Below are 25,427 nucleotides of genomic sequence, written 5' to 3'. Positions count from 1 at the left end.
AAAAATTTGGCAAGTATTTTATCAGTTTTTAAGCAAGTTTTTTAACTTTTGGTAGATGATTTCGTTTTCCTCTTGGCTATAGGAATTGGCACCACTTGCTAGAGGGTGGCCTCCTCCATCATGTTCTTTGGCAATTTCATTGATAGGATGAATTTTACTGCGTAAGCGAACACGGTAGTGGCCATCAGCCTGCTCCACAAAAATTCCCCAGAGACTCACACTGTCAATACGTCCAGGAGCACCGACAATGGCTGCAGTTTCAGCATCGGTAACATTAAATTGTTTCAAGACTTCTTGACTCAGGATAACTCGTGCTGCACCATTTTCATCCACTTCCAGATGGTCATAGATGTAGCCTTGAAGTTTAGCAATTTTGTAGCTCATAGTGTCCATTTTACGAGTGAGAGCCGCAAAATCAAAGTTATGTTCTCTCAAATAAGCAGCCAGGCGAAGAGTCCGTGCAGTGGTAGAAGGGTAGAGGAAGCGACCTGTATCACCGACAATTCCTGCAAAGAGCAACTCAGCAGCGCGATCTGACAAGGCCAGTTGGGTTGTTTGGGCAAATAGGGTAATCATCTCACTAGCGCTACTTGAACTAGTATCCACCCAAGATAGGTCACCGTAGACATCATCATTTGGATGGTGGTCAATCTTAATGAGAAAATCACCTTGACGATAGCGCTTATCATCGATACGAGCAGTATTCGCCGTATCACAGACGATGACAAGGGCGCCTTGGTAAGCACTATCTTCAACAAGATCCATCTCAGCCATCCAAGTAAGAGTTGGTTCATCAAAACCAACGGCTTTGATGGTTTTTTCAGGGAAATGATATTCCAGCAAGGCTTTCAATCCCACCTGACTTCCCAAGGCATCAGGGTCTGGTTTCATATGACGATGAATGATAATCGTGTCGTATTCTTTGATTTTTTCTAAAATTTGATGGCAAATGTCCATAAATAACCTCAATTCTTTCTCATTTCATTGTAGCACAAGAATTTTTATTTTTAAAATGAAAAAGATGTGATATAATGGAGAAAGATAAATTGAGGAGGACGATATGGCATTAGCAAAAATTGTATTTGCCAGTATGACCGGTAATACCGAAGAAATTGCAGATATTGTAGCAGACAAATTACGTGACTTGGGCTTGGATGTCGATGTTGATGAATGTACAACTGTTGACGCTTCAGACTTCTTGGAAGCAGACATTGCTATCGTTGCGACCTATACTTATGGTGATGGAGAATTGCCAGATGAAATGATGGACTTCTACGAAGACCTAGCAGACCTCAACTTGAATGGCAAAATCTACGGAGTGGTCGGCTCAGGAGATACCTTCTACGATGAATTCTGTAAGGCGGTAGATGACTTTGACCGTGTTTTTGTAGCGACAGGGGCAGAAAAAGGTTCAGAATGTGTCAAAGTTGATCTTTCTGCTGAGGAAGAAGACATTGAACGCTTGGAACAATTCGCAGAAGAATTGGCTGCTAAAGTAGGATAAGCATAAACGTGCGCTGATGCAATCAATCAGTGCATTTTTCTTACCGTGACTTGGGATTTTACTAGCCTATTTGGTGGCTTTTTGATACAATAATTCAAATAAAGGAGGAGACTGTATGGATTTAGATAGTATTCGGCAAGAGATTGATCAAATCGACAACCAAATTGTCAAACTGTTAGAAGAGAGAATGCATTTAGTTGAAGGGGTTGTCGCTTACAAGAAGGCTTCAGGTAAACCGATTTTAGATACTAAGAGAGAAGAAATTATCTTTGAAAAGGTTAGAAGTCGTGTAGAGGACAAGCGCTATCAGGAAACTATTGTCGCGACTTTTTCTGACATACTCAAACGTTCGCGTGATTATCAGGATCAAAATATCAAATGAAAAAAGAACAATTTTATCCGCTAGGGATTTTTCTAGCTGCTATGTTGGGTGGATTGGTTCGCTACCTAGTTTCCACTTGGTTACCAGCCAGCCCAGACTTTCCTTGGGGAACCCTTCTTGTCAACTATCTAGGTATTTTATGCTTGGTTTATCTTGTCAAGGGATATCTGGTCTATAAGGGGACTAGTAAGGGCTTGGTTTTAGCGCTGGGTACAGGTTTTTGCGGAGGTCTAACAACCTTTTCTAGTTTCATGCTTGATGCTGTAAAACTGCTTGATACAGGGCGTTATTTTAGTTTAGTTCTGTATTTGCTTTTGAGCATCGGTGGAGGCCTACTCTTGGCTTACTATTTGGGGAGGAAGAAATGGTAATGGTCTATCTTGCAATTGCTTGTGGCTTCGGAGCCCTAGTACGGTATTTCTTTTCCCGCTATAATCAAGCTGCTAAATTGCCCTTGGGAACTCTCATAGCCAATCTTTTGGGTTGTTTTTTGATTGGCTTGCTCTACAACCATGTGGAGTCTAAGGAAGTCTATGCTATTCTAGCAACAGGATTTTGTGGAGGTTTGACAACGTTTTCGACCTTTAATGACGAACTCCAAAGGTTGCTAAGTGATAAGAAGGTCTTTTATTCTTACCTGACTTTGACCTATCTAGGTGGTTTAGTTGCGATTTTTTTAGGAATTCTGCTATAAATTTCTTTACTTTTTTGTGGAAATTTGGTAAACTGTATCTTGTGTGTAATGGACGCACAAAAATACAGTTTATCCGCTGAGGAAGCTTCCTCAAGATTGACAAAGATAGGAGAATAAAATGAATCCATTAATCCAAAGCTTGACTGAAGGTCAACTTCGTACAGATATCCCATCATTCCGTCCTGGTGACACTGTTCGTGTACATGCGAAAGTTGTCGAAGGTAACCGTGAACGTATCCAGATTTTTGAAGGTGTTGTTATCGCACGTAAAGGTGCTGGCATCTCAGAAAACTACACAGTTCGTAAAATCTCTAACGGTGTAGGTGTTGAGCGTATCTTCCCAATCCACACTCCACGTGTTGAAAAAATCGAAGTTGTACGTTACGGTAAAGTACGTCGTGCGAAATTGTACTACTTGCGTGCTCTTCAAGGTAAAGCAGCTCGTATCAAAGAAATCCGTCGTTAATTCGACTAAAAAACTCTGCTTTTCAGCAGAGTTTTTATCTAGCTCCCTTAGTTCAATGGATATAACAACTCCCTCCTAAGGAGTAGTTGCTGGTTCGATTCCGGCAGGGGGCATGTAATTAGATATTCAAAAACCGCTCAGCCGAACGGTTTTCGTCTATTCATACCCTTTTACAGTACCCATGTACGTATGGCATGGGCAACGTCAGATTCGTCATTTGTTTTGGTGATGTATTTGGCGATTTTTTATTCAAAAAAATGTGCTTTGAGTGATTAGAAATCAAAACTTAATTCTATTATTCAAATAAGTATTTGTATAAAGAGTAGGAAGCGAAAAAGTGTTAGTTTTTATTAAAAACGGTATTTTGTTAAAAATAAAAACAGCGACCGAAATCACTGCTTATCAGTTGTAGCAAATTCATAAGGTTTTTCCGCTGTGAGAAGTGCCATTTTGTCCATTCTTGTTTTGCCTTTTCTGAGGTCAGAAACAGTAGTCCAAGGAACTCCAGCGCCTTGCGAAATAGCAGAACTGGATATAGAACTGTTTAATAATTATTGAATATCTTTTCTCATCCTATTTGTCCTTTTTATTTTTTAGATAAATGTATACATTGATTGCAATTATAAAAATAGCTATTGTACTAACCATTACTTTCCTCTTTTCATTTGATAAAATAGAGGTGTGAGGGGCTTTCTCCCCCACCTCTCCTAGCGTATACCCTTGTCTTTTAAGGGATTTATATTTACGCTTTTTATTTTTCCTACGACCGTTATTGCATTCTCTTTACTTGTGAAATTCGTTACTGTTTCAGGAATATTCTTTAGCACCGTTCTAAGTAAGCGAAGCCAATCTTTTGTTCAAGTTCCTTATCTTTATTATATAGTATCATGGTATACAAAGGAAGTCAAAAGTCTCGATAAAGGCTTTTAAAATAATTTTGGACTGAGTCTATCCCTGAAAATAATTTTTATATATTTATTTTTTGTACGGAATGATTGAAGTTAAGAGATATAGTTATCACAAAGATAGAGAAAAATGTTCCATATAATTGTAGATAATGATTTGATTTTTTAGGAAGTAAAGAGTAAAATTTAATTAATATGATGATTAGTTAGGAGTGTAATGATGAATGGTTTAGTTTTAGGTTTAGATATTGGTATTGCTTCAGTAGGTGTAGGTATTCTAAATAAAGATACTGGCGAGATTATTCATGCGAATTCTCGTCTTTTCCCAGCTGCAACTGCAGATAATAATGTTGTAAGAAGAAGCAGTAGACAAGGTAGACGATTAAATCATAGGAAAAAACATCGTAGTGTTCGACTTAAGGATCTATTTGAATACTATGATTTGTTAACTGATTTTTCTAAGGTATCCATTAATCTTAATCCATATCGACTTCGTGTAGATGGATTGAATCAGCAACTCACGAATGAAGAATTGTTCATTGCTTTAAAGAACATTGTTAAGAGACGTGGAATTAGCTATTTAGATGATGCTTCTGAGGATGGTGGTGCAGTATCTTCTGATTATGGTAAGGCAGTTGAGGAAAATAGAAAATTACTTGCTGAACAAACGCCTGGTCAAATCCAACTAGAGCGTTTCGAAAAATATGGTCAGGTAAGGGGGGATTTCACTGTTGTGGAAAATGGTGAGAAGCGCCGATTAATCAATGTTTTTTCAACATCTGCATATAAAAAAGAAGCTGAAAGAATTTTAAGAAAACAGCAAGAATTTAATAATCAGATTATGGATGAGTTTATAGCTGATTATTTAACAATTCTTACGGGTAAAAGAAAATACTATCATGGACCAGGTAATGAAAAATCACGAACGGATTATGGACGTTTTCGAACTGATGGTACTACCTTAGAGAATATTTTTGGTATTTTAATCGGTAAATGTACATTTTATCCTGAGGAATACAGGGCTTCAAAAGCTTCCTATACTGCTCAAGAGTTTAATTTGCTAAATGATTTAAATAATTTAACAGTTCCTACAGAGACCAAGAAACTGGGTGAGGAACAAAAGAAAACAATCGTTGAATATGCGAAGTCGGCGAAAACATTAGGGGCTTCAACTTTATTGAAATACATTGCTAAAATGATTGATGCTTCAGTAGATCAGATACGTGGTTATCGAGTTGATGTAAACAATAAACCTGAAATGCATACTTTTGAAGTCTATCGAAAAATGCAGTTGCTAGAAACAATTCCAGTTGGAGAATTTTCTAGAGAAGTTCTAGATGAGCTTGCTCATATTTTAACTCTAAATACTGAACGAGAAGGTATAGAAGAAGCGATTAATACAAAGTTAATGGATGTATTTAGTCAAGACCAAATACTTGAATTGGTTCAATTTAGAAAAAATAATAGTAGTCTATTTAGTAAGGGATGGCATAATTTTTCTCTTAAACTCATGATAGAATTGATACCAGAACTCTATGAAACTTCAGAAGAGCAGATGGCAATTCTAACACGATTGGGTAAACAAAAATTTAAAGAAACATCAAAAAGAACTAAGTATATTGATGAAAAAGAAGTAACAGAAGAAATCTATAATCCTGTGGTAGCAAAGTCTGTCAGACAGGCCATAAAGATAATCAACGAAGCAACTAAAAAATATGGTATCTTTGATAATATTGTTATCGAAATGGCGCGAGAAAATAACGAAGAAGATGCTAAGAAAGATTATATAAAACGTCAAAAGGCAAACCATGATGAGAAAAATGCTGCTATGGAAAAGGCTGCATTCCAATACAATGGAAAAAAAGAGTTACCAGATAGTATTTTTCATGGGCATAAGGAATTGGCTACTAAGATTCGTTTATGGCACCAGCAGGGAGAGAAGTGTCTCTATACTGGGAAGAATATTCCAATTTCAGATTTAATTCACAATCAGTACAAGTACGAAATTGATCATATTTTACCTCTATCTTTATCGTTTGATGATAGTCTATCTAATAAAGTATTGGTTCTAGCTACAGCAAACCAGGAGAAGGGGCAGCGAACACCGTTTCAGGCATTAGACAGTATGGATGATGCTTGGTCATATCGTGAGTTTAAATCATATGTAAAAGATTCTAAATTATTAGGTAATAAAAAGAAAGATTACCTTTTAACGGAAGAAGACATTAGTAAAATTGAAGTGAAGCAGAAGTTTATCGAACGGAATTTAGTTGATACTCGATATTCCTCTCGCGTTGTTTTAAATGCTCTACAAGATTTTTACAAAGCCCATAAATTCGATACAACTATTTCGGTGGTACGTGGACAATTTACCTCTCAGCTAAGAAGAAAGTGGAGGCTTGAAAAGTCTCGTGAGACTTACCATCATCATGCTGTTGATGCCTTAATTATTGCTGCTTCAAGTCAATTAATGTTATGGAAAAAACAAGCTAATACCCTAATTTCTTATAAAGAGGATCGATTTGTTGATTCAAAGACAGGCGAAATTATTTCGTTAACTGATGATGAATACAAAGAGTTAGTGTTTAAAGCTCCTTATGACCATTTTGTTGATACATTAAGTAGCAAGAAGTTTGAGGATAGTATACTATTTTCTTATCAAGTAGATTCAAAATTCAATCGAAAAATTTCAGACGCTACTATTTACGCAACAAGAAAAGCAAAGTTGGATAAAGATAAGTCTGAAGAAACTTATGTTTTAGGTAAGATTAAAGATATCTATAGTCAATCGGGATATGATGCTTTCATTAAAATTTACAATAAAGACAAGAGTAAATTCTTAATGTATCACAAAGATCCTCAGATGTTTGAAAAGGTAATTGAAGAGATTCTAAGAACCTATCCTTCAAAAGAATTTAATGAGAAGAATAAAGAAGTTTCTTGTAATCCTTTTGAGAAATACAAACAAGAAAATGGACCAATCCGTAAGTACAGTAAAAAAGGCAATGGACCAGAAATTAAAAGTCTAAAATATTATGATAAAAATATTCCTGAATCATTTATTAACATAACTCCTTCTAATAGTAAAAATAAAGTAATCCTACGTCAATTAAATCCTTGGAGAACAGATGTCTATTTTAATCATCAGACGGAGAAGTATGAGTTGCTTGGATTAAAATATGCAGATTTACAATTTGAAAAGAAGACTGGAACTTATTCTATAACTATTGATAAATATAATGAAATTAAAGAAAAAGAAGGAGTGAGCGAGCATTCAGAATTTAAATTTACCTTATATAAAAATGACTTGCTTTTGATTAAGGATACGGAAATTAAGGAGGAACAAATTTTTAGGTTCTTATCTAGAACAATGCCAAACCAAAAACACTATGTAGAATTAAAACCTTATTATAAAGGAAATTTTGAAGGCAAAGAAAGAATTAAAGTGTTTAATACGACATCTAATGGACGCTGTTTAAAAGGATTGGGAAAGAAAGGACTCTCTATTTATAAAATTAAAACAGATGTTTTGGGTAATAAACATTTTATCAAAAAAGAGGGTGAGAAACCAAAACTCAAATTTTAAAAAATATTTAAAAAAGAGTTGCAAACGCTTGTAAGATGTATTATAATAGTAACTGCAAGGGACGCCTTGCACAGTTACTTAAATCTTGCAGAAGCTACAAAGATAAGGCTTCATGCCGAATTCAACACCCTGTCATTTATGGCTGGGTGTTTTCGTTTTGTGAAAGAGGAAAATACGATGACTTGGAGAATTGTGCATGTCTGTCAGAGTGAAAAAATGCAATTGAAGTTGGATAACCTTTTAATTAAGAAAATTGGTCAAGACTATATTATCCCATTGAGTGATATTTCGATAATTGTAGCAGAAGGAGGGGAGACTGTTGTAACTCTAAGGTTGTTAAGTGCTTTAAGTAAGTATAATATTGCCTTAATTGTCTGTGATAATGAGCACTTGCCTACAGGAATTTATCATTCTCAAAATGGCCATTTTAGAGCTTATAAAAAATTACAGGAACAATTATTGTGGACACAGGAACAAAAAGACAAATTATGGCAGATAGTTACTTATTTCAAAATAAACAATCAGCAAGATGTTCTTTCAATGTTTGAGAAGAATATTGATTGTATACAATTATTAGCGGAGTATAAAGAGCATATTGATTTTGGAGATAAAACCAATCGTGAAGGCCATGCTGCAAAAGTCTATTTTAATGAATTATTTGGAAAAAAATTCGTGCGCCTTACACAACAGGAAACGGATGTCATCAATGCTGGTCTAAATTATGGTTATGCTATCATGAGAGCTCAGATGGCACGTATTATTTCTGGGTATGGGTTAAATCCCTTAATAGGAATTTTCCATAAGAATGAATATAATCAATTTAACCTTGTTGATGATTTAATGGAACCCTTTCGGCAGATTGTCGATGTTTGGGTCTATCAAAATTTACGAGATGAAGAGTATTTGAAATATGAATTTCGACTGGCATTAACAGACACACTAAATGCAAAGATTCGTTATGGGAAAGAAACGTGTTCAGTGACGGTAGCTATGGATAAATACGTCAAAGGTTTTCTAAAATGTATTTCAGATAAGGATACTAGCAAATTTTACTGTCCGGTGGTTTCAAGTATAGAATGGAGTTAAGGAAATGAGGTATGAAGCATTGAGATTATTATGTTTTTTTGATTTACCGATGGAAACCAATCAAGAAAAGAGAGTCTATCGTAACTTTCGAAAAGACTTAATTGCTAATGGTTTTGAAATGTTACAATTTTCGGTTTATTATAGAACCTGTCCTAACAGAAGTTTTGCTAGTAAATTCTATAAAAAATTAAGTCAGAGTAATTTACCAAGTGGGAATGTCCGTTTGCTAGCAGTGACTGAAAAACAATTTTCTGAAATGGTTTTAATAATTGGTGGGAAAACAAAGCAAGAAGAAGTAGTCAGTGATAATAAGTTGGTAGTTATATGAAAATGAACATTAGTCATCCGTATAAGGATAATATTTCATTAAGTTTTGGCCAATTTACTCAAATTGTGGGACAAGATCAGCAACTAAAGTACTATATTTGGCAGATACTATTGTGGTATTTTGGAGGAAAAAAATATAGTGAGGAAGATTTAGTTCTATTTGAACAAAATGAGCCTAAAATACTAATAGACGATACAATGGTTTCCCGGTCAGAATTTAGTGTAATTCAAGTGTCCAATATCAATGATTTAATTGAACAAATGGAATATAAAAAAGGAACAGTAGCTTATGATTATATAAAGAAAAAGATTAATTCTATAGAGATAATGGAGCAAATCGAAAATATCAATGACAATCTAGATAGGATTTCACTTTTATTGAATCAGAAATTGAATCTTCAAATAGATGATATTATATATCATACTGAAGCAAAATATTTTAATACGGATCAATTAATTCAAAAAAATTTTTTACCATACTTTGGAAAAAATGATAAAAATATATCCTTTGAATTTGTAGACAATAAGACAAAGTTTTTATTATTTCTTTCCATGTTAGAAATTATAGCGACGAATAGTTCTAAAAAGTTTTTGCTTGTCTTACGAAATTTGGATGATTTTTTATCCTATAATGATTTTGTTGAATGTTGCGAGAAAATGGAGTTTCTGACTAATCATAGAGATTCAATATATATTGTTTTATTTCCTTCCAATGAAGGTTATCTTCATGTCACGAAAGAAGTTTTAGAGGAAATCAATATTGTTTCCGATTATGTTGATCATTTATATTCTCTAGAATTTATGTATGATCGCTTTACCAATCAGTATCCAATAAATCAAATACCTGATGAACAAGAATTTTTAACTTCTTTAAGAAAAATTGGATCCTATTTATTTAGCTCGGACATTCTCCACATGAGTTTATCTGTAGAAGCTCAAGTAGCATTAAAAATTTTGAATAATTTGTATCAGTACAAAATGAAAACAAAATTTCGTGTTGAATCAATCAATCCAATGTTATTGAAATATTTGGAAGAATAGTATTGACGAGTGAGATTTAAGGCTTTATAATATTTTTGAGGGAACAAAAATCAAAATTGACTAATTTGAGGTTTTTGTACTCTCAAGATTTAAGTAACTGTACAACATGCACCAGATTGAAAGGAGTGTTCCAGGGTTTTTGTACTCTCAAGATTTAAGTAACTGTACAACTCGCAAGACTATCCATTTGAGTAGCGATGCGTTTTTGTACTCTCAAGATTTAAGTAACTGTACAACTATTTTCGACTACATAGAACTCATCCTTTGGTTTTTGTACTCTCAAGATTTAAGTAACTGTACAACCAAGTTTTGCCGTAACGTTCTTCAAAACCAGTTTTTGTACTCTCAAGATTTAAGTAACTGTACAACTACAATCGAACAATTCCTAGATATCATCAAGTTTTTGTACTCTCAAGATTTAAGTAACTGTACAACCACCGACTAGATTGCCCTTCTTGCACCATTGTTTTTGTACTCTCAAGATTTAAGTAACTGTACAACTTTTGACGGTTCTTTGATTTCTCGTAACAAGTTTTTGTACTCTCAAGATTTAAGTAACTGTACAACTAGAAGATGACCAGTCATACTCACTAGCAGGTTTTTGTACTCTCAAGATTTAAGTAACTGTACAACAATGGCTACAAGAGAAGGTATTTATGTTGGGTTTTTGTACTCTCAAGATTTAAGTAACTGTACAACCAATAAGAATTAAATCAGCTTCATCAATAAGTTTTTGTACTCTCAAGATTTAAGTAACTGTACATTTAGATAATATTAGCGATTCTCTAACTTATAAAAAACCGCTCAGCTGAGCGGTTTTCGTCTATTCTTTCCTTTTACAGTACCCATGTACGGATGGCATGGGCAACGCCAGATTCGTCATTTGTTTTAGTGATGTATTTGGCGATTTTTTTGATTTCTGGATTTCCGTTTTCCATGACAACGGGATTCCCAACGACTTCCAGCATGGCACGGTCATTTTCTTCGTCACCAATAGCCATGGTTTCATCTTTGGTCAATCCGAGTTTTTCAGCTAGGTGAGTAATAGCTGAACCCTTGTCTACATTCTTTTTAAGGAGTTCGAGGTAGAAAGGAGCAGATTTGTTGATGGAGTAGCGTTCGTAAAATTCGGCTGGTATCTTTTCAATCGCAGCATCGAGAATTTCTGGTTCATCGATAAACATACATTTGACAATTTCCTTGTCAGCCATTTCTTCAGGGGTGCGGTAGAAGATGGGCATGCTGACGAGGGTTGATTCGTGCACTGTATATTTTCCGATATTGCGATTTGCAGTGTAGATACCATCCTTAGTAATAGCATGCATGTGAACACCAAGCTTACGACTGAGAAATTCCATATCCAGATAATCCTCATAAGACAAAGATTCGCTGATAATCTCATGGCCTGTAGCAGTTTCTTGGACCAGGGCACCATTGAAGGTCACGACATAGTCGCCTTCATCTCTCAACTGTAAGTCGTCTAGAAGTTTGGAAACACCTGCGATAGGGCGTCCAGTTGCAATGACGACTTTGACACCAGCTTCTTTGGCATCTTGGATGGCAGAAAAGACCTCAGGAGTAATCTCCTTTTGGCTGTTAACTAGGGTTCCGTCAATATCGACGGCGATTAGTTTAATACTCATAAAATTCCTCTTCTAGTTTTTATTTGGGGTAAAATGATCGTTCTCAATCAAGTGTAAAAATTGCTGGGTAATGCTTGCGAAGATGCTGTTTTGGTCTAACATTTCTTTAGGAAAATAAAAGCGATTATCTCCGTGGCGACTGCCGGCAAGGGATTGGACGATAGGAGACAGGCTAGAGAGTTCGGCTAGTTCTCCATTTTTCTGTAAAATCTCAATCTGTGTCCGTGGATTTTCAGATTCGGGACGATAGATATCATAAGGGAGGTCAAAGTTCTTATGAATAGCAGTGTAGTAGGCAGGATCAAAGCCGATATCCTCAACCAATTTTCTCATGCTAGCGAGCTGGTCTTGATCTTCTTGTGAAAAGGTAATGGATTTAAAGACCTTGCGGTTGACAAAGCGTTGCGATAAATCTGCGAGAATCTTGTCAGGACTGGTCATCCAAAGCTGGAAGTAGGTGTTCATGACACCATCATCCAGTGCCAAATAGTCAGATAAGGTCACATTTTTTTCAAAGAAAGGCAGGAGATGTGGAGAAGTTCGTGCAAAGAAATCTTTTTCTTCAGGATAGAGTTCCTTGGCGCGTTTGAGGAGATTCTGTAGGAGAACTTCCATGGCACGTGTTGCTGGGTGGAAATAGACCTGCATATACATCTGGTAGCGACTGAGGACGTAGTCTTCGATGGCGTGCATGCCATTGCGCTGAAAGGCGATGCCATTTTCGATAGGACGAATGACTCGGAGAATGCGAGTAAGGTCAAATTCCCCATAGGATGCTCCTGTAAAATAGGAGTCGCGCAAGAGATAGTCCATGCGGTCCGCATCAATCTGACTGGAAATGAGTTGCACGACCTGCTTGTTAGGGTAGGTATGGTCGATGACACTGGCTACCTTTTCTGGAAAATCTGGCGCTACTTGTAGTAGGACTTGGTGAATCTCCGTTTCAGGACTTTGGATAATCTCCTGAGTAATGGCTTCATGGTCTGTATCAAAGAGATGTTCAAAAGTATGGGAGTAAGCACCATGCCCAAGGTCATGTAGGAGAGCAGCGGTCATGGTCAAGAGAGACTCGGCAGGATTCCATTCTTCAGGATATTTTTCTTCAAAAATCTCCGTGATACGTCGTGCAATCTCATAGACTCCTAGACAGTGAGAGAAGCGACTGTGTTCTCCACCGTGGAAGGTATAACTGGAAGTTCCCAGTTGTTTGATACGACGCAAACGCTGAAATTCTTTTGTATTAATCAAGTCGTAGATGATTTGATTATTGACATGGATGTAGTTGTGAACTGGGTCACGGAATACTTTTTCGTTCATATGACCATTATAGCAAAATCCTGCTCTTTTTGGTAAAATAGTAGGACAAGAGACAAGAAAGAGGACCTGATGTGAAGATTCGGATGCGAAATACGATTCAGTTTGATGAGCAGTTGGAAGTGATTGACCAACTCTATGACGTGGAAGTGCATGAAAAAGGAGATTATAGCTACCTGCTTTTCTACAATGAGGAAAAGGAAAAAGTAGTGATTAAATTCCATGGTCAAGAACTGGTGATGAGCCGTTTTTCCAATCCCAAGACCATTATGCGCTTTTTAAAGGATAGTGATAGTTTAGCCTATATTCCCACACCTATGGGCATGCAGGAGTTTATCATCCAAACGAGCCATTATCAAGTTGATAGACAAAAGATTGAACTAGATTATCAACTACAAAATCAAGAGGGACATCCCTTTGCCAGTTATCAATTGGAAATTACTTGGGGCTAGGCTCATGTCTTTTTCAAATTTAGCTAGCTATCTTCTCGGATTGACTTCCTGGTGTGGTAGATTAGGCTAATTTTTGGTATAATAAAAGTTATGGAAATCGAAAAAACCAATCGTATGAATGCGCTCTTTGAATTTTATGCAGCGCTGTTGACAGACAAGCAAATGAATTATATAGAGCTCTACTACGCTGATGATTACAGTCTTGCTGAGATTGCCGAGGAATTCGGTGTCAGTCGTCAGGCTGTCTATGATAATATCAAGCGGACAGAAAAGATTCTGGAAGATTATGAGATGAAATTGCATATGTACTCGGACTACATTGTCCGCAGTCAAATTTTTGACCAGATTTTGGAGCGCTATCCCAAGGATGACTTTCTGCAGGAGCAGATAGAAATTTTAACAAGCATTGATAATAGAGAATAAGAGGAAGAAAAATGGCATTTGAAAGTTTAACAGAACGTTTGCAGAACGTCTTTAAAAATCTACGTAAAAAAGGAAAAATCTCTGAATCTGATGTTCAAGAGGCAACTAAAGAGATTCGCTTAGCCTTGCTTGAAGCTGACGTTGCCTTGCCTGTTGTAAAGGACTTTATTAAGAAAGTTCGTGAGCGTGCAGTCGGACATGAGGTCATTGATACCCTTAATCCAGCGCAACAGATTATCAAAATCGTTGATGAGGAACTGACAGCTGTTTTAGGTTCTGATACGGCAGAAATTATCAAGTCACCTAAGATTCCTACAATCATCATGATGGTTGGTTTGCAGGGGGCTGGTAAAACAACCTTTGCTGGTAAATTGGCCAACAAACTCAAGAAAGAAGAAAATGCTCGTCCTTTGATGATTGCGGCGGATATTTATCGTCCAGCTGCCATTGACCAGCTTAAGACCTTGGGACAACAGATTGATGTGCCGGTTTTCGCTCTTGGGACAGAGGTTCCAGCTGTGGAGATTGTTCGTCAAGGTTTGGAACAAGCTCAAGCTAATCATAATGACTATGTCTTGATTGATACGGCAGGTCGTTTGCAGATTGATGAGCTTTTGATGAATGAGCTTCGTGACGTGAAAGCACTGGCTCAACCAAATGAAATCCTGCTTGTCGTTGATGCCATGATTGGTCAAGAAGCGGCCAATGTTGCGCGTGAGTTTAATGCTCAGTTGGAAGTGACTGGGGTCATCCTTACCAAGATTGATGGGGACACTCGTGGTGGTGCGGCTCTATCTGTTCGTCACATTACTGAAAAACCAATCAAGTTCACTGGTACAGGTGAAAAGATTACGGACATTGAGACCTTCCACCCAGACCGTATGTCTAGTCGTATCCTTGGCATGGGGGATATGCTCACTCTGATTGAGAAAGCTTCTCAAGAATACGATGAGCAAAAAGCCCTTGAAATGGCTGAGAAGATGCGTGAAAACACCTTTGATTTCAATGATTTCATCGATCAGTTGGATCAGGTGCAAAACATGGGGCCAATGGAAGACTTGCTCAAGATGATTCCAGGTATGGCCAACAATCCAGCCATTCAAAATATGAAGGTGGATGAGCGTCAGATTGCGCGCAAACGTGCCATTGTATCTTCCATGACACCTGAAGAACGTGAAAATCCAGATTTGTTAAATCCAAGCCGTCGCCGTCGTATCGCAGCTGGTTCTGGAAATACCTTTGTCGAAGTTAATAAATTCATTAAAGACTTTAACCAGGCTAAACAGCTTATGCAGGGAGTCATGTCTGGCGATATGAACAAGATGATGAAGCAAATGGGAATCAATCCAAACAACCTTCCAAAAAATATGCCAAATATGGGAGGGATGGATATGTCTGCCCTTGAAGGAATGATGGGACAAGGTGGTATGCCTGACTTATCCGCTCTCGGAGGAGCAGGAATGCCAGATATGAGCCAGATGTTTGGTGGCGGTCTAAAAGGTAAAATCGGTGAATTTGCTATGAAACAATCCATGAAACGCATGGCGAATAAAATGAAAAAAGCGAAGAAGAAACGTAAGTAAGACAAGGGAAGGCCGCAGGGCTTTCCTTTTTTAGAAAGAAGAAAAATGAGCACTTCCGTAATTGGAAATGCTCGTTTTTTGATATGTTTAGACTCTTAGTCTTTATTTTCGTATGGCAAGATTAAGTTCAAGATGATTCCTGTCATGGCTGATAGGGCAGTACCTGAAAGTGTAACTGGACCAAGTTTAAGGATAGCTCCTCCAAGTCCAAGGACCAACATAGCACTTGCGATGATTAGGTTACGCATTTGACCAAAATCAACACGTTCTTTGATCAAGACTTTCAAACCGTTGCTGGCGATAACTCCATAGAGAAGGATTGACATACCACCAAGTACAGCATTTGGAATGGTTGAAATCAAGGCAGTAAATTTGCCAAGGAAGCTAAGGGCAATTGCGATAAGGGCAGCGTTACGGATAACTGAGACAGAAGCGATACGAGTCATACCGATAACCCCTGTATTTTCTCCGTAAGTTGTATTGGCTGGTCCACCAAGGAAGGCAGAAACAGAAGTTGCGATACCGTCACCAAGAAGAGTACGGTGAAGACCTGGTTCTTTCAAGAATTGACGGCCACAGATTTGACCCAAAACAGTATGGTCTCCGATATGTTCAGAAATTGTTACGATAGCGATTGGTAAGATGGCGATGGTTTCTGGACCAAAGTAAAGATTGTATTCTTTAAAGGTACCACCTGTGCTAAATGGCAAGTAGAAACCAGGAATCTCAAACCAGTTGGCTTTAAGAACTGGTGTAAAGTCAACCAAGCCAAGGGTTAGTGCGAAGAGGTAACCACCGATAATGGCAAAGAGGAATGGAATGATTCGTAGGAAGCCTTTTCCTTTTGTATTGATAAATGCAGCAATCAAGAAAGTAACAACTGCTACAAGAGCATTTTTCCAATTTCCATCAGCTACAAGACCAGCATTGGTAACAGCTGAACCTGCAAGTCCAAGACCGATAACGATGATCATAGGACCGATGATGATTGGTGGCAAGAGTTTATCAATCCATTTTGTACCTGCAAAACGAACACTTGTAGCCACAAGGACATAGACCAAACCAGTCAAGATAACCCCTGTTTGGGCAGCAGATACATCACCACCCATTTCTTTCATAGCAAGTGACATTGCTGTGATAAATGCAAATGAAGAACCTAGATAAACTGGAACTTTAAAACCAGTTGAAATCATGTAGATGAGTGTTCCAACACCTGAAGCAAAAAGGGCAACAGATACAGGCATTCCCAAAATCAATGGTACCAAGATGGTCGCCCCAAACATGGCGAAAACGTGTTGGAAACTAAGGAGAATTCCTTTTCCAGCCGAAGGACGTTGGTCAACGTCTAGTAACAAATCAACAGTTGATTCTTGTTTCATATAAACCTCACTTTTGGGCATCAAAAAAGAGCCCATTATTTTACAGCAATAGGCCCTCAGAGTAAGACTTCTTTAAAATCTAGACTTTAAAGAGTTTCAAATATTTCTGCGTCTTCGTCACCTCACGGGATGACATTAAAAACCTTTGCTTGTGATAGTATAGCAGAAATTACAAACTTTGTAAATATTTTTTTACTAAAAAATTTAAAGCGGGCGTTTATTTGGCATGCCAGCCTTTCTTGGGTATTTGTTGGGCGTTTCTTTTTTCTTTTCTACCACTGTGATATAACGCGGATCTCCATTTGGTAGGGCGTAGCTGAGATTGTCTTCGACTTTACTAAAAAGGAGGTTGAGAGCATTCTTAGCTTCAAATAACTCCTCAGGCGCATTGCTGGCCTTGAGTGCTAATAGTTTGCCACCAACTTTAAGGTAAGGAATTGTCAATTCAGACAAGACCTGCATACGGGCAACCGCACGAGCCGTTACAAAATCATACTGAGCACGGAAGTTCTTGTCTTGGGCAAAGTCTTCTGCACGCCCATGGTAGAAATGAACATCGTTCAAATCCAGTTCTTGAGCCAACAGTTGGAGGAAGTTGATGCGCTTGTTGAGTGAATCAATGATAGTCACATCTAACTGAGGATAGAGGATTTTCATTGGTAGACTAGGAAATCCTGCCCCGGCTCCAATATCAAGCAATTTGATATTTTCATTGGGAATCAAGCCTTGCAGAATAGGTGCAATCGAATCGTAAAAATGTTTGAGATAAACTTCATCCTTGTCCGTAATGGCTGTTAAATTAATCTTTTCATTCCACTCGACCAAGAGCTCAAAATAACGTTCAAATTGTTCTTTTTGCTGGTCCGAAAGTGGAAGGTTCTGCTCGGCCAGCAAGTTGTAAAATGTTTCTGGTTTCATAGTTATTTCCTTCTTTAGTATCATCTTATTTTACCACAATCATAAAAAATTTGATATACTGGTACTAATCTAAAAACAGAAAGGACTTATATCATGACTTGGATTATTCTTGGAGTTATCGCTCTTGTTGTGATTTTTGTGATTGTTAGCTATAACGGTTTGGTTAAAAATCGTATGCAAACCAAGGAGGCTTGGAGTCAGATTGATGTTCAATTGAAGCGTCGAAATGATCTCTTGCCAAACTTGATTGAGACTGTAAAAGGTTATGCCAAATATGAAGGTTCTACCCTTGAAAAGGTGGCAGAACTGCGTAACCAAGTAGCGGCAGCGACTTCTCCAGCAGAAGCTATGAAAGCTAGTGATGCCCTCACTCGTCAGATTTCAGGTATTTTTGCAGTTGCAGAAAGCTATCCAGATTTGAAAGCTAGTGCCAACTTTGTTAAATTGCAAGAGGAGTTGACAAACACAGAAAATAAAATTTCTTACTCTCGTCAACTTTACAACAGTGTTGTCAGCAACTACAATGTAAAATTAGAGACTTTCCCAAGCAATATTATCGCTGGAATGTTTGGATTTAAAGCAGCAGATTTCCTTCAAACACCAGAAGAGGAAAAGGCAGTTCCTAAGGTTGATTTTAGCGGTTTAGGTGACTAAGATGCTGTTTGATCAAATTGCAAGCAATAAACGAAAAACCTGGATTTTGTTGCTGGTATTTTTCCTACTCTTAGCTCTTGTTGGCTATGCGGTTGGTTACCTCTTTATGCGATCTGGGCTTGGTGGTTTGGTTATCGCACTGATTATCGGCTTTATCTATGCTTTATCCATGATTTTTCAGTCTACTGAGATTGTCATGTCTATGAATGGGGCGCGTGAGGTGGATGAACAAACGGCACCAGGCCTCTATCATGTAGTGGAAGATATGGCTATGGTCGCTCAGATTCCTATGCCTCGTGTTTTCATCATTGATGATCCAGCCTTAAATGCCTTTGCGACAGGTTCCAATCCTCAAAATGCTGCAGTTGCTGCAACTTCAGGTCTCCTAGCTATCATGAATCGTGAAGAACTAGAAGCTGTTATGGGACATGAAGTCAGTCATATTCGTAATTACGATATCCGTATTTCGACTATTGCTGTTGCCCTTGCTAGTGCTATCACCATGCTTTCTAGTATGGCAGGTCGTATGATGTGGTGGGGCGGAGCAGGTCGCAGACGAAGTGACGATGATCGAGACGGAAATGGTCTTGAAATCATTATGCTAGTGGTTTCTTTATTAGCTATTGTGCTGGCACCTCTCGCTGCAACCTTGGTACAACTCGCTATTTCTCGTCAGAGGGAATTCCTAGCTGATGCTTCCAGTGTCGAGTTGACGCGCAATCCTCAAGGGATGATTAATGCTCTCCATAAGTTGGATAATAGTAAACCTATGAGTCGTCCTGTAGATGATGCCAGTAGTGCACTTTATATCAATGATCCCAAGAAAGGGGGAGGGTTCCAAAAACTCTTTTATACCCACCCACCTATCTCAGAACGGATTGAACGTTTAAAACAGATGTAAAAATGTGCCTATACAATAAAAAATGAGCATTCTCGTAGTTGGAGATGCTCATTTTCTTATATAAGGGACTCAGAAATCAATTGGTTACGATACAACTTAGAATTTCTTTAGGAAACTTCGTTTAGAACACATGATATATCTAAGAAGAATCTAGTATCTATGTCAAATGGAGGAGGGCAATTAATTGCACTTTTAGCAAATTAGAGAATATTTTTGGCGTGTTCAGAGTGTATGTTAGAGACAAGTAGACCAGCGTAGTAGAGATAGGACTCATTTTCATGAGTATGGATTTTACAAAATTGTTCAAGAATTTAATCTACAAATCAGCTATTCAAAAACCGCACAGTGATTTCAGCTTTATTGTGAGCAAAGCTGAAATCACTGTGCGGTTCTATTTAGAAGTAAGTTTTTGTCCAGCCTCTTTTATAGGCGATTTCGGAAAACTTCATACATAAGAATGGCCGCAGCAACACTGGCATTAAGGCTTTGAACATGTCCATTCATAGGAATGGTGATCATTTCATCGACCTGCTTTTTGATGTTGCTAGAGATTCCTTTTCCTTCATTTCCGATTATGAGGGCAATTTTCCCTTTTGTATTCCACTTATGGCAAGGAGTCCCATTCATATCTGTTCCAAAGGTCCAGAAGCCTTCATCCTTTAGTTTGTCCAGAGTTTGGCTCAGATTTGTCACTCGGGCAATTGGAACGTGCTCAATAGCACCTGTGGCTGTTTTGGCAACGACAGGAGTAACACCGACAGCACGGTGTTTAGGAATGATGACACCTGAAACATTGGTCGCGTCGGCTGTTCTCAGGATGGATCCTAGGTTGTGAGGGTCAGTTAAGCCATCCAGAATCAATAGAAGTGGATTTTCTTCTTGACGTGTTTTTGCTAGGATGTGTTCTAATTCGCTATAGGCAAATTCAGACACTCGTAGAACAAAACCTTGGTGGACAGCACCTTCAGTCATCTCAGAGAGGGATTTTTTTGAAGTCCAAGAAATGGATACCTTCTTTTCTGTAGCCAGTTCCTTGACTTTCTCAACATTCTTACCTCGGAGATCTTCTTGGAGGTAGAGTTTGTTTCCAGTATTTGCATGGAGGGCTTCGGTAACGGCGTGGACGCCATAGACAATATCATTTGTTTTCATTCCTCTATTATAACACAAAACCCCGTCTTGCAACGGGATTTTCTTTATTCTAGAATTAGTAAACCATCTTTAACTGCAAATGGGTCTTTTTCATTGATACGATCGTAAAACATGATTCCGTTGATGTGGTCAATTTCATGCTGAACAACGATGGAGTTGTAACCTTTGAGCTTGATACGGTGTTTTTCCCCATCTTTGTCAAAGTAGTCAACAGTAACGCGGGCATGGCGAACTACGTAGCCAGGCACGTTACGGTCAACAGACAGGCAACCTTCTCCTTCACCAAGAGCAGCGTCTTGAACAGAGTGCGAGACGATTTTTGGATTATACATAATGGCTTGTAAGTCGTAGGCTTCCTTTGGAGTTTCACCTTCTTCGACAATATTAGGTACCAAAACAGCGATAATGCGTTTTGAGATATCCAATTGAGGAGCAGCCAGTCCAACCCCACCGCGGAGTCCCAATTTTTCAGCCATGACAGGATCTTGGGAATGTTTGAGGAATTGCATCATCTTTTCACCAAGGATGATTTCCTGATCAGATAGGGGGAAAGTAACTTCCTCAGCAACTGCGCGTAGAGTTGGGTTCCCCTCGCGGATAATATCGTTCATATCAATCAAGTGAGCAGCTTTTGTAATACGTTCTATAGCAGACATTTTCTCTCCTTTCATTACCTCTACATGATATCACAAAATGACAAGGATTGAAAGCATTACGGCATTAAGTTTATATAGAAAATACCTAGCAGGTTCGATTCAGTTGTGAAAGAATTTCTTATCTGTGATATAATAAAAAGAAAAGGCTTGCATAAGAAAGTAGGGAGAATGAAGATGCAAAGAAGACAAGATAGAAATCAGAGTGGTTCAGCTTTTCGTTTTATGAGGGGGTTTGTAAACTTTTTTAGGAGTTATCGTAAGTGGAGTAATAAGGGATTTGTGGCGATACTTTTGCTAGCAGTTGCTTTATCAATGGGCTTGGTCTTGTTGTTTGAAAGTTTTCAAGGAATTCCCTTGACTAGTCAGAAAAAGGATACTATTTCTCAAGAAGCTAATAAGACGAATCAACATTCCAAAGATCAGGAAGAGGAAAAAACTGCTAGAATTATGGCTCATGGTGATTTGCTTTATCATGATATTCTTTACTTTTCAGCAAAAAAGGATGATGGAACCTATGATTTTCATGAGAATTTTGAGTATGTGACACCTTGGCTTAAGCAAGCAGACTTAGCTATTGGTGACTTTGAAGGGACCATTAATAAGGATCATTATTTAGCAGGTTATCCTCTCTTTAATGCTCCTGCTGAAGTTATGGATGCTATTAAGGATGCAGGTTATCATGTTCTAGATTTGGCTCATAATCATATTTTGGATTCGCAAATTGAGGGAGTTATTTCAACGGCCGATATTATTAAGAAGGCTGGAATCACTCCAATTGGAGTTTATACACACGAGCCACGTGATCAGGCTCCGCTGGTCATTAAGGAAGTGAATGGTATCAAGGTTGCACTTTTGGCTTATTCTTATGGATTTAATGGAATTGAGCAAAATATTTCTCAGGAGGATTATAATCACTATCTTTCAGATTTAGATGAGAATAAAATGAAGTCTGAAATTGAACGAGCGGAAAAGGAAGCAGATATTACCATTATCATGCCACAAATGGGTGTTGAGTATCGCATAGAACCGACTGAAGAGCAAAAAGCTTTATATCACAAGATGATTGATTGGGGAGCAGATATTATATTTGGAGGTCACCCTCACGTCGTTGAACCATCTGAAACGGTTGAAAAAGATGGGGACAAGAAACTCATTATCTATTCAATGGGGAACTTCATTTCAAATCAACGAATTGAGACCATGGAAGGGGTAGAAAATGCTAAGTGGACTGAACGTGGCGTGCTCATGGATGTGACCATTAAGAAAAAAGCCGGTAAGACGACAATCGAAACTGCCAAAGCGCATCCTTCTTGGGTAAACCGTACACCAAAAGGAACCTATTCTCCAGAAGGTTATCCACTCTACCTTTACCAAACCTACATCTTAGAAGATTTTATCGAGGGTGGTAGTCATCGTGACCAGTTAGATGAAGCGACTAAGGAACGAATTGATACAGCTTATAAAGAAATGAATGAACATGTGGGATTGAAGTGGGACTAGCTTAAATCCAGAGGAAAGAAAATGACGATTAAAGTAATTGCGACAGATATGGATGGGACCTTGCTGGATGCTAGAGGCCAGCTTGATCTCCCACGACTGGAAAAGATTTTAGATCAGTTGGATCAGAGGGAGATTCGTTTTGTCATCGCGACGGGGAATGAAATTCACCGCATGAGGCAACTACTGGAGCACTTGGTGAATCGAGTGGTTCTGGTGGTTGCTAATGGTGCTCGTATTTTTGAAAACAATGAACTGATTCAGGCCCAGACTTGGGATGATGGCATTGTCGACAAGGCTTTGGCTCATTTCAAGGGTCGAGAGTGTCAAAATCAATTTGTTGTAACGGGGATGAAGGGTGGTTTCGTCAAGGAAGGTACGATTTTTACAGACCTTGAAAGTTTTATGACTCCAGAAATGATTGAAAAATTCTACCAACGGATGCAGTTTGTGGATGAATTAACCTCTGACCTCTTTGGTGGTGTGCTCAAGATGAGTATGGTTGTTGGTGAGGAACGGTTGAATTCGGTATTGGCAGAGATTAATGACCTCTTTGATGGCCGTGTTCGGGCTGTATCCAGTGGCTATGGTTGCATTGATATCCTTCAAGCTGGAATTCATAAAGCATGGGGCTTGGAAGAATTACTCAAGCGCTGGGACTTGAACCCCCAACAAATAATGGCTTTTGGCGATAGTGAAAATGATGTTGAAATGCTTGAAATGGCTGGGATTGCCTATGCGATGGAAAATGCTGATGAGAAAGCTAAAGCTGTGGCGACTGCTCTAGCGCCAGCTAACAGACAAGGAGGAGTTTATCAAGTCTTGGAAAACTGGTTAGAAAAAGGAGAATGAAGTGGCAGTACAGTTATTAGAAAATTGGTTACTAAAGGAACAGGGCAAAATCCAAACCAAATACCGTCACTTAAATCAAGTTTCTGTTGTTGAACCAGACATTCTTTTTATTGGGGATTCCATTGTCGAATACTACCCTCTGCAGGAGTTATTTGGGACTGCAAAGACCATTGTCAATCGAGGCATTCGAGGTTATCAGACAGGGCTGTTACTAGAGAATCTAGATGCGCATCTTTACGGTGGAACAGTAGATAAAATTGTCCTTCTGATTGGGACAAATGATATCGGAAAAGATGTACTTGTAAATCAGGCTCTCAATAATCTTGAAGCTATCATACAATCCATTGCTCGCGATTATCCATTGACTGAGATTAAATTGCTTTCCATTTTGCCAGTCAATGAGAGCGAGGAGTACAAGCAGACAGTCTATATCCGCACGAATGAAAAAATTCAGAAATGGAATCAAGCCTATCAAGAGCTTGCTTCTGCCTATATGCAGGTAGAATTTGTGCCAGTTTTTGATAGTTTGATAGATCAAGCAGGCCAACTCAAAAAAGAATATACAACTGATGGGCTGCATCTCAGTATTACTGGTTATCAGGCTTTGACCAAAGCTTTGAAAGACTATCTTTTGTAGTTCATTGATTTTCTTTTTGCATTTTTGTGTTAGATAAGGTATAATGGTTTTATTGTCTTTTGGGGTCGTTACGGATTCGACAGGCATTATGAGGCATATTTTGCGACTCGTGTAGCGACGTAAACGCTCAGTTAAATATAACTGCAAAAAATAACACTTCTTACGCTCTAGCTGCCTAAAAACCAGCAGGCGTGACCCGATTTGGATTGCTCGTGTTCAATGACAGGTCTTATTATTAGCGAGATACGATCAAGTCTTGTCTAGCGGCTTGATAAGAGATTGATAGACTCGCAGTTTCTAGGCTTGAGTTATGTGTCGAGGGACTGTTAAACTAATACATAACCTATGGTTGTAGACAAATATGTTGGCAGGTGTTTGGACGTGGGTTCGACTCCCACCGGCTCCATTATTCCTTTGCATTCTTTTGAATTCCTTGGTAAAACGTTGTTAAATCAACGTTTTTTCTTATGCGACTTTCAGTCCGTCTCGCTCCGCTAGGTGCGAGACAAAAAACCACCCGCTATTCGGGTGCACATCGAAGGTTATACCCCAAAAAACTCCAAACGCGATACAATAAAGGTGTTCAAGCCAATTGTAAAGCGAAAGGAGAAAAATATGGCACAAAAGGCTCATAGTTTATCGCACACAAAGTGGCACTGTTCTATCACATTGTGTTCACCCCTAAGTATAGACGAAAAGTCCTCTATAATCAATATCGAAGTAGTTTAGGTGAAATATTTCATCGCTTGTATAGTTACAAAGGAGTTGAAATTATCGAGGGTCACTAAATGCCAGACCATTTACATATGTTAGTCAGTATTTCACCGAGGATAAGTACTTCGAGTTTCATGGGTTATTTAAAAGGTAAGAGTGCTCTCATGATATTTGACAAACACGCCAATCTCAAGTACAAGTTTGGGAATCGGCATTTCTGGGCGGAAGGTTATTATATGAGTACGGTGGGACTCAATGAAGCCACAATTAAGAAATATATTCAAAAGTAAAGAAATTATCCAGTGGATGATTTCTTCACGAGTATGACAATTTGAGAACGAGTAAAGCATGATATAGCACTAGATAAATTGAGTGTAAAAGAGTATGAGGATCCCTTTAGGGATAGTGGTAAGTAATACTAACGCCTCTTTGAGAGGCAAGTGACGAGTCAAGAGCAATGAGGCTTAAACAACGTGAAGGAGGCTGGGTCAAAGAGTATCTAAATCAAAAAACGCATAATATTAAGTGTTGAAAACTTGTACTGACCCCAAAAAGTTAGACAATCAATTTATCCGAAGGATTTAGTTCTGTATTGCACAGGACTGAGTCCTTTTAGTTTTACCTTAATTCGTTTATTGTTGTAGTAATCAATATAGTCTAC

At 38.3% G+C, this 25,427-nt stretch carries 25 protein-coding genes, 1 tRNA gene, 1 other RNA gene, 1 pseudogene and 1 CRISPR repeat array; of the genes and pseudogenes, 20 read left to right on the top strand and 8 right to left on the bottom strand.

The features are described 5' to 3' along the window. Window positions 1-21: 21 nt before the first annotated feature. Complete coding sequence (locus tag FJR77_RS09610; protein WP_140834653.1) at window positions 22-957, bottom strand: DHH family phosphoesterase; 936 nt, start codon at window positions 955-957, stop codon at window positions 22-24. Between the two features lie 103 nt (window positions 958-1,060). Here FJR77_RS09610 and FJR77_RS09605 point away from each other — a divergent pair, with 103 nt between their 5' ends. The 10 genes from FJR77_RS09605 (at window position 1,061) to csn2-St (ending at window position 9,991) form a co-directional block, all read left to right on the top strand. After that, a complete protein-coding gene (locus FJR77_RS09605; protein WP_001162125.1) occupies window positions 1,061-1,504 on the top strand; it encodes a flavodoxin in 444 nt (147 codons plus the stop codon). 115 nt (window positions 1,505-1,619) lie between these two features. Continuing rightward, entirely contained in the window at window positions 1,620-1,886 is a 267-nt protein-coding gene (locus tag FJR77_RS09600; protein ID WP_000362496.1) for a chorismate mutase, read from the top strand. After that, window positions 1,883-2,257, top strand: a complete 375-nt coding sequence (crcB, locus tag FJR77_RS09595; RefSeq protein ID WP_140834652.1) for a fluoride efflux transporter CrcB — start codon at window positions 1,883-1,885, stop codon at window positions 2,255-2,257. The genes FJR77_RS09600 and crcB (FJR77_RS09595) overlap by 4 nt, the downstream gene beginning before the upstream one ends. Then, the gene (crcB, locus tag FJR77_RS09590; protein ID WP_140834651.1) at window positions 2,251-2,580 is read left to right on the top strand and encodes a fluoride efflux transporter CrcB; all 330 of its coding nucleotides are present in this window, start codon (window positions 2,251-2,253) and stop codon (window positions 2,578-2,580) included. The genes crcB (FJR77_RS09595) and crcB (FJR77_RS09590) overlap by 7 nt, the downstream gene beginning before the upstream one ends. A gap of 118 nt (window positions 2,581-2,698) precedes the next feature. Then, window positions 2,699-3,046, top strand: a complete 348-nt coding sequence (gene rplS / locus FJR77_RS09585; RefSeq protein WP_001068669.1) for a 50S ribosomal protein L19 — start codon at window positions 2,699-2,701, stop codon at window positions 3,044-3,046. Between the two features lie 41 nt (window positions 3,047-3,087). Continuing rightward, window positions 3,088-3,159: transfer RNA gene (locus FJR77_RS09580), tRNA-Arg, on the top strand. Window positions 3,160-4,171: 1,012 nt separating this feature from the next. Next, window positions 4,172-7,537 (top strand): type II CRISPR RNA-guided endonuclease Cas9, encoded by a 3,366-nt coding sequence (gene cas9, locus FJR77_RS09570; protein WP_140834649.1) that lies wholly within the window; start codon window positions 4,172-4,174, stop codon window positions 7,535-7,537. Between the two features lie 177 nt (window positions 7,538-7,714). Beyond that, window positions 7,715-8,623 (top strand): type II CRISPR-associated endonuclease Cas1, encoded by a 909-nt coding sequence (cas1, locus tag FJR77_RS09565; RefSeq protein WP_140834648.1) that lies wholly within the window; start codon window positions 7,715-7,717, stop codon window positions 8,621-8,623. Window positions 8,624-8,627: 4 nt separating this feature from the next. Then, entirely contained in the window at window positions 8,628-8,951 is a 324-nt protein-coding gene (cas2, locus tag FJR77_RS09560) for a CRISPR-associated endonuclease Cas2 (protein ID WP_001268300.1), read from the top strand. Beyond that, window positions 8,948-9,991, top strand: a complete 1,044-nt coding sequence (gene csn2-St / locus FJR77_RS09555) for a CRISPR-associated protein Csn2-St (RefSeq protein WP_140834647.1) — start codon at window positions 8,948-8,950, stop codon at window positions 9,989-9,991. Before cas2 ends, csn2-St begins: the two co-directional genes overlap by 4 nt. Before the next feature lie 70 nt (window positions 9,992-10,061). Then, window positions 10,062-10,756: direct repeats of the CRISPR family, unit length 36 nt; unit sequence GTTTTTGTACTCTCAAGATTTAAGTAACTGTACAAC. 71 nt (window positions 10,757-10,827) lie between these two features. Here the strand turns inward: csn2-St and yidA are convergent. Continuing rightward, entirely contained in the window at window positions 10,828-11,634 is an 807-nt protein-coding gene (gene yidA, locus FJR77_RS09550; RefSeq protein ID WP_140834646.1) for a sugar-phosphatase, read from the bottom strand. 12 nt (window positions 11,635-11,646) lie between these two features. Next, on the bottom strand, window positions 11,647-12,951 hold the full coding sequence (locus FJR77_RS09545) for an HD domain-containing protein (protein WP_140834644.1): 1,305 nt from the start codon (window positions 12,949-12,951) through the stop codon (window positions 11,647-11,649). A 71-nt stretch (window positions 12,952-13,022) separates the two neighbouring features. Here FJR77_RS09545 and FJR77_RS09540 point away from each other — a divergent pair, with 71 nt between their 5' ends. The 3 genes from FJR77_RS09540 (at window position 13,023) to ffh (ending at window position 15,406) form a co-directional block, all read left to right on the top strand. Then, window positions 13,023-13,400, top strand: a complete 378-nt coding sequence (locus tag FJR77_RS09540; protein ID WP_001813294.1) for a DUF1934 domain-containing protein — start codon at window positions 13,023-13,025, stop codon at window positions 13,398-13,400. A 90-nt stretch (window positions 13,401-13,490) separates the two neighbouring features. Next, window positions 13,491-13,823 (top strand): putative DNA-binding protein, encoded by a 333-nt coding sequence (locus tag FJR77_RS09535; RefSeq protein WP_000402066.1) that lies wholly within the window; start codon window positions 13,491-13,493, stop codon window positions 13,821-13,823. An 11-nt stretch (window positions 13,824-13,834) separates the two neighbouring features. Then, entirely contained in the window at window positions 13,835-15,406 is a 1,572-nt protein-coding gene (gene ffh / locus FJR77_RS09530; RefSeq protein WP_140834643.1) for a signal recognition particle protein, read from the top strand. A gap of 95 nt (window positions 15,407-15,501) precedes the next feature. Here ffh and FJR77_RS09525 read toward each other — a convergent pair whose 3' ends face one another. Together FJR77_RS09525 and rsmG are read right to left on the bottom strand one after the other, a co-directional pair. After that, window positions 15,502-16,785, bottom strand: coding sequence for a uracil-xanthine permease family protein (locus FJR77_RS09525; RefSeq protein ID WP_181146639.1), 1,284 nt, complete (start codon window positions 16,783-16,785; stop codon window positions 15,502-15,504). A 204-nt stretch (window positions 16,786-16,989) separates the two neighbouring features. Continuing rightward, complete coding sequence (gene rsmG, locus FJR77_RS09520) at window positions 16,990-17,703, bottom strand: 16S rRNA (guanine(527)-N(7))-methyltransferase RsmG (RefSeq protein WP_140834641.1); 714 nt, start codon at window positions 17,701-17,703, stop codon at window positions 16,990-16,992. A 93-nt stretch (window positions 17,704-17,796) separates the two neighbouring features. Between rsmG and FJR77_RS09515 the strand changes: the two genes are divergently transcribed. Together FJR77_RS09515 and htpX are read left to right on the top strand one after the other, a co-directional pair. Then, on the top strand, window positions 17,797-18,357 hold the full coding sequence (locus FJR77_RS09515; RefSeq protein WP_140834640.1) for a LemA family protein: 561 nt from the start codon (window positions 17,797-17,799) through the stop codon (window positions 18,355-18,357). A gap of 1 nt (window position 18,358) precedes the next feature. After that, on the top strand, window positions 18,359-19,258 hold the full coding sequence (htpX, locus tag FJR77_RS09510; protein WP_000895749.1) for a zinc metalloprotease HtpX: 900 nt from the start codon (window positions 18,359-18,361) through the stop codon (window positions 19,256-19,258). 423 nt (window positions 19,259-19,681) lie between these two features. Here the strand turns inward: htpX and rlmB are convergent, their stop codons facing one another. Continuing rightward, window positions 19,682-20,410 (bottom strand): 23S rRNA (guanosine(2251)-2'-O)-methyltransferase RlmB, encoded by a 729-nt coding sequence (rlmB, locus tag FJR77_RS09505; protein ID WP_000855722.1) that lies wholly within the window; start codon window positions 20,408-20,410, stop codon window positions 19,682-19,684. 44 nt (window positions 20,411-20,454) lie between these two features. Then, window positions 20,455-21,066 carry a peptide deformylase gene (gene def / locus FJR77_RS09500; RefSeq protein WP_001272950.1) on the bottom strand — a complete coding sequence of 204 codons (612 nt, stop codon included), beginning with the start codon at window positions 21,064-21,066 and terminating at the stop codon, window positions 20,455-20,457. Between the two features lie 174 nt (window positions 21,067-21,240). Between def and FJR77_RS09495 the strand changes: the two genes are divergently transcribed. The 5 genes and pseudogenes from FJR77_RS09495 (at window position 21,241) to tnpA (ending at window position 25,182) form a co-directional block, all read left to right on the top strand. Then, window positions 21,241-22,566: a CapA family protein gene (locus FJR77_RS09495; RefSeq protein WP_140834638.1), complete on the top strand. Its 1,326-nt coding sequence runs from the start codon at window positions 21,241-21,243 to the stop codon at window positions 22,564-22,566. A gap of 21 nt (window positions 22,567-22,587) precedes the next feature. Continuing rightward, window positions 22,588-23,415, top strand: a complete 828-nt coding sequence (locus FJR77_RS09490; protein ID WP_140834637.1) for an HAD family hydrolase — start codon at window positions 22,588-22,590, stop codon at window positions 23,413-23,415. A 1-nt stretch (window position 23,416) separates the two neighbouring features. Further along, a complete protein-coding gene (locus tag FJR77_RS09485) occupies window positions 23,417-24,052 on the top strand; it encodes an SGNH/GDSL hydrolase family protein (RefSeq protein WP_140834636.1) in 636 nt (211 codons plus the stop codon). Between the two features lie 61 nt (window positions 24,053-24,113). Beyond that, window positions 24,114-24,461, top strand: a transfer-messenger RNA (tmRNA) gene (gene ssrA, locus FJR77_RS09480). A gap of 206 nt (window positions 24,462-24,667) precedes the next feature. Further along, window positions 24,668-25,182 (top strand): annotated as a pseudogene (gene tnpA, locus FJR77_RS09475) (IS200/IS605 family transposase). Window positions 25,183-25,334: 152 nt separating this feature from the next. Here tnpA and FJR77_RS09470 read toward each other — a convergent pair. Continuing rightward, the coding region (locus tag FJR77_RS09470) for an IS3 family transposase (RefSeq protein WP_140834408.1) at window positions 25,335-25,427 on the bottom strand (93 nt) is incomplete at its 5' end.

The sequence above is a fragment of the Streptococcus shenyangsis genome (assembly GCF_006385785.1).
In the GTDB taxonomy this organism is placed as follows: Bacteria; Bacillota; Bacilli; order Lactobacillales; family Streptococcaceae; genus Streptococcus; species Streptococcus shenyangsis.
This window is presented reverse-complemented; position numbering and strand designations above follow the sequence as displayed.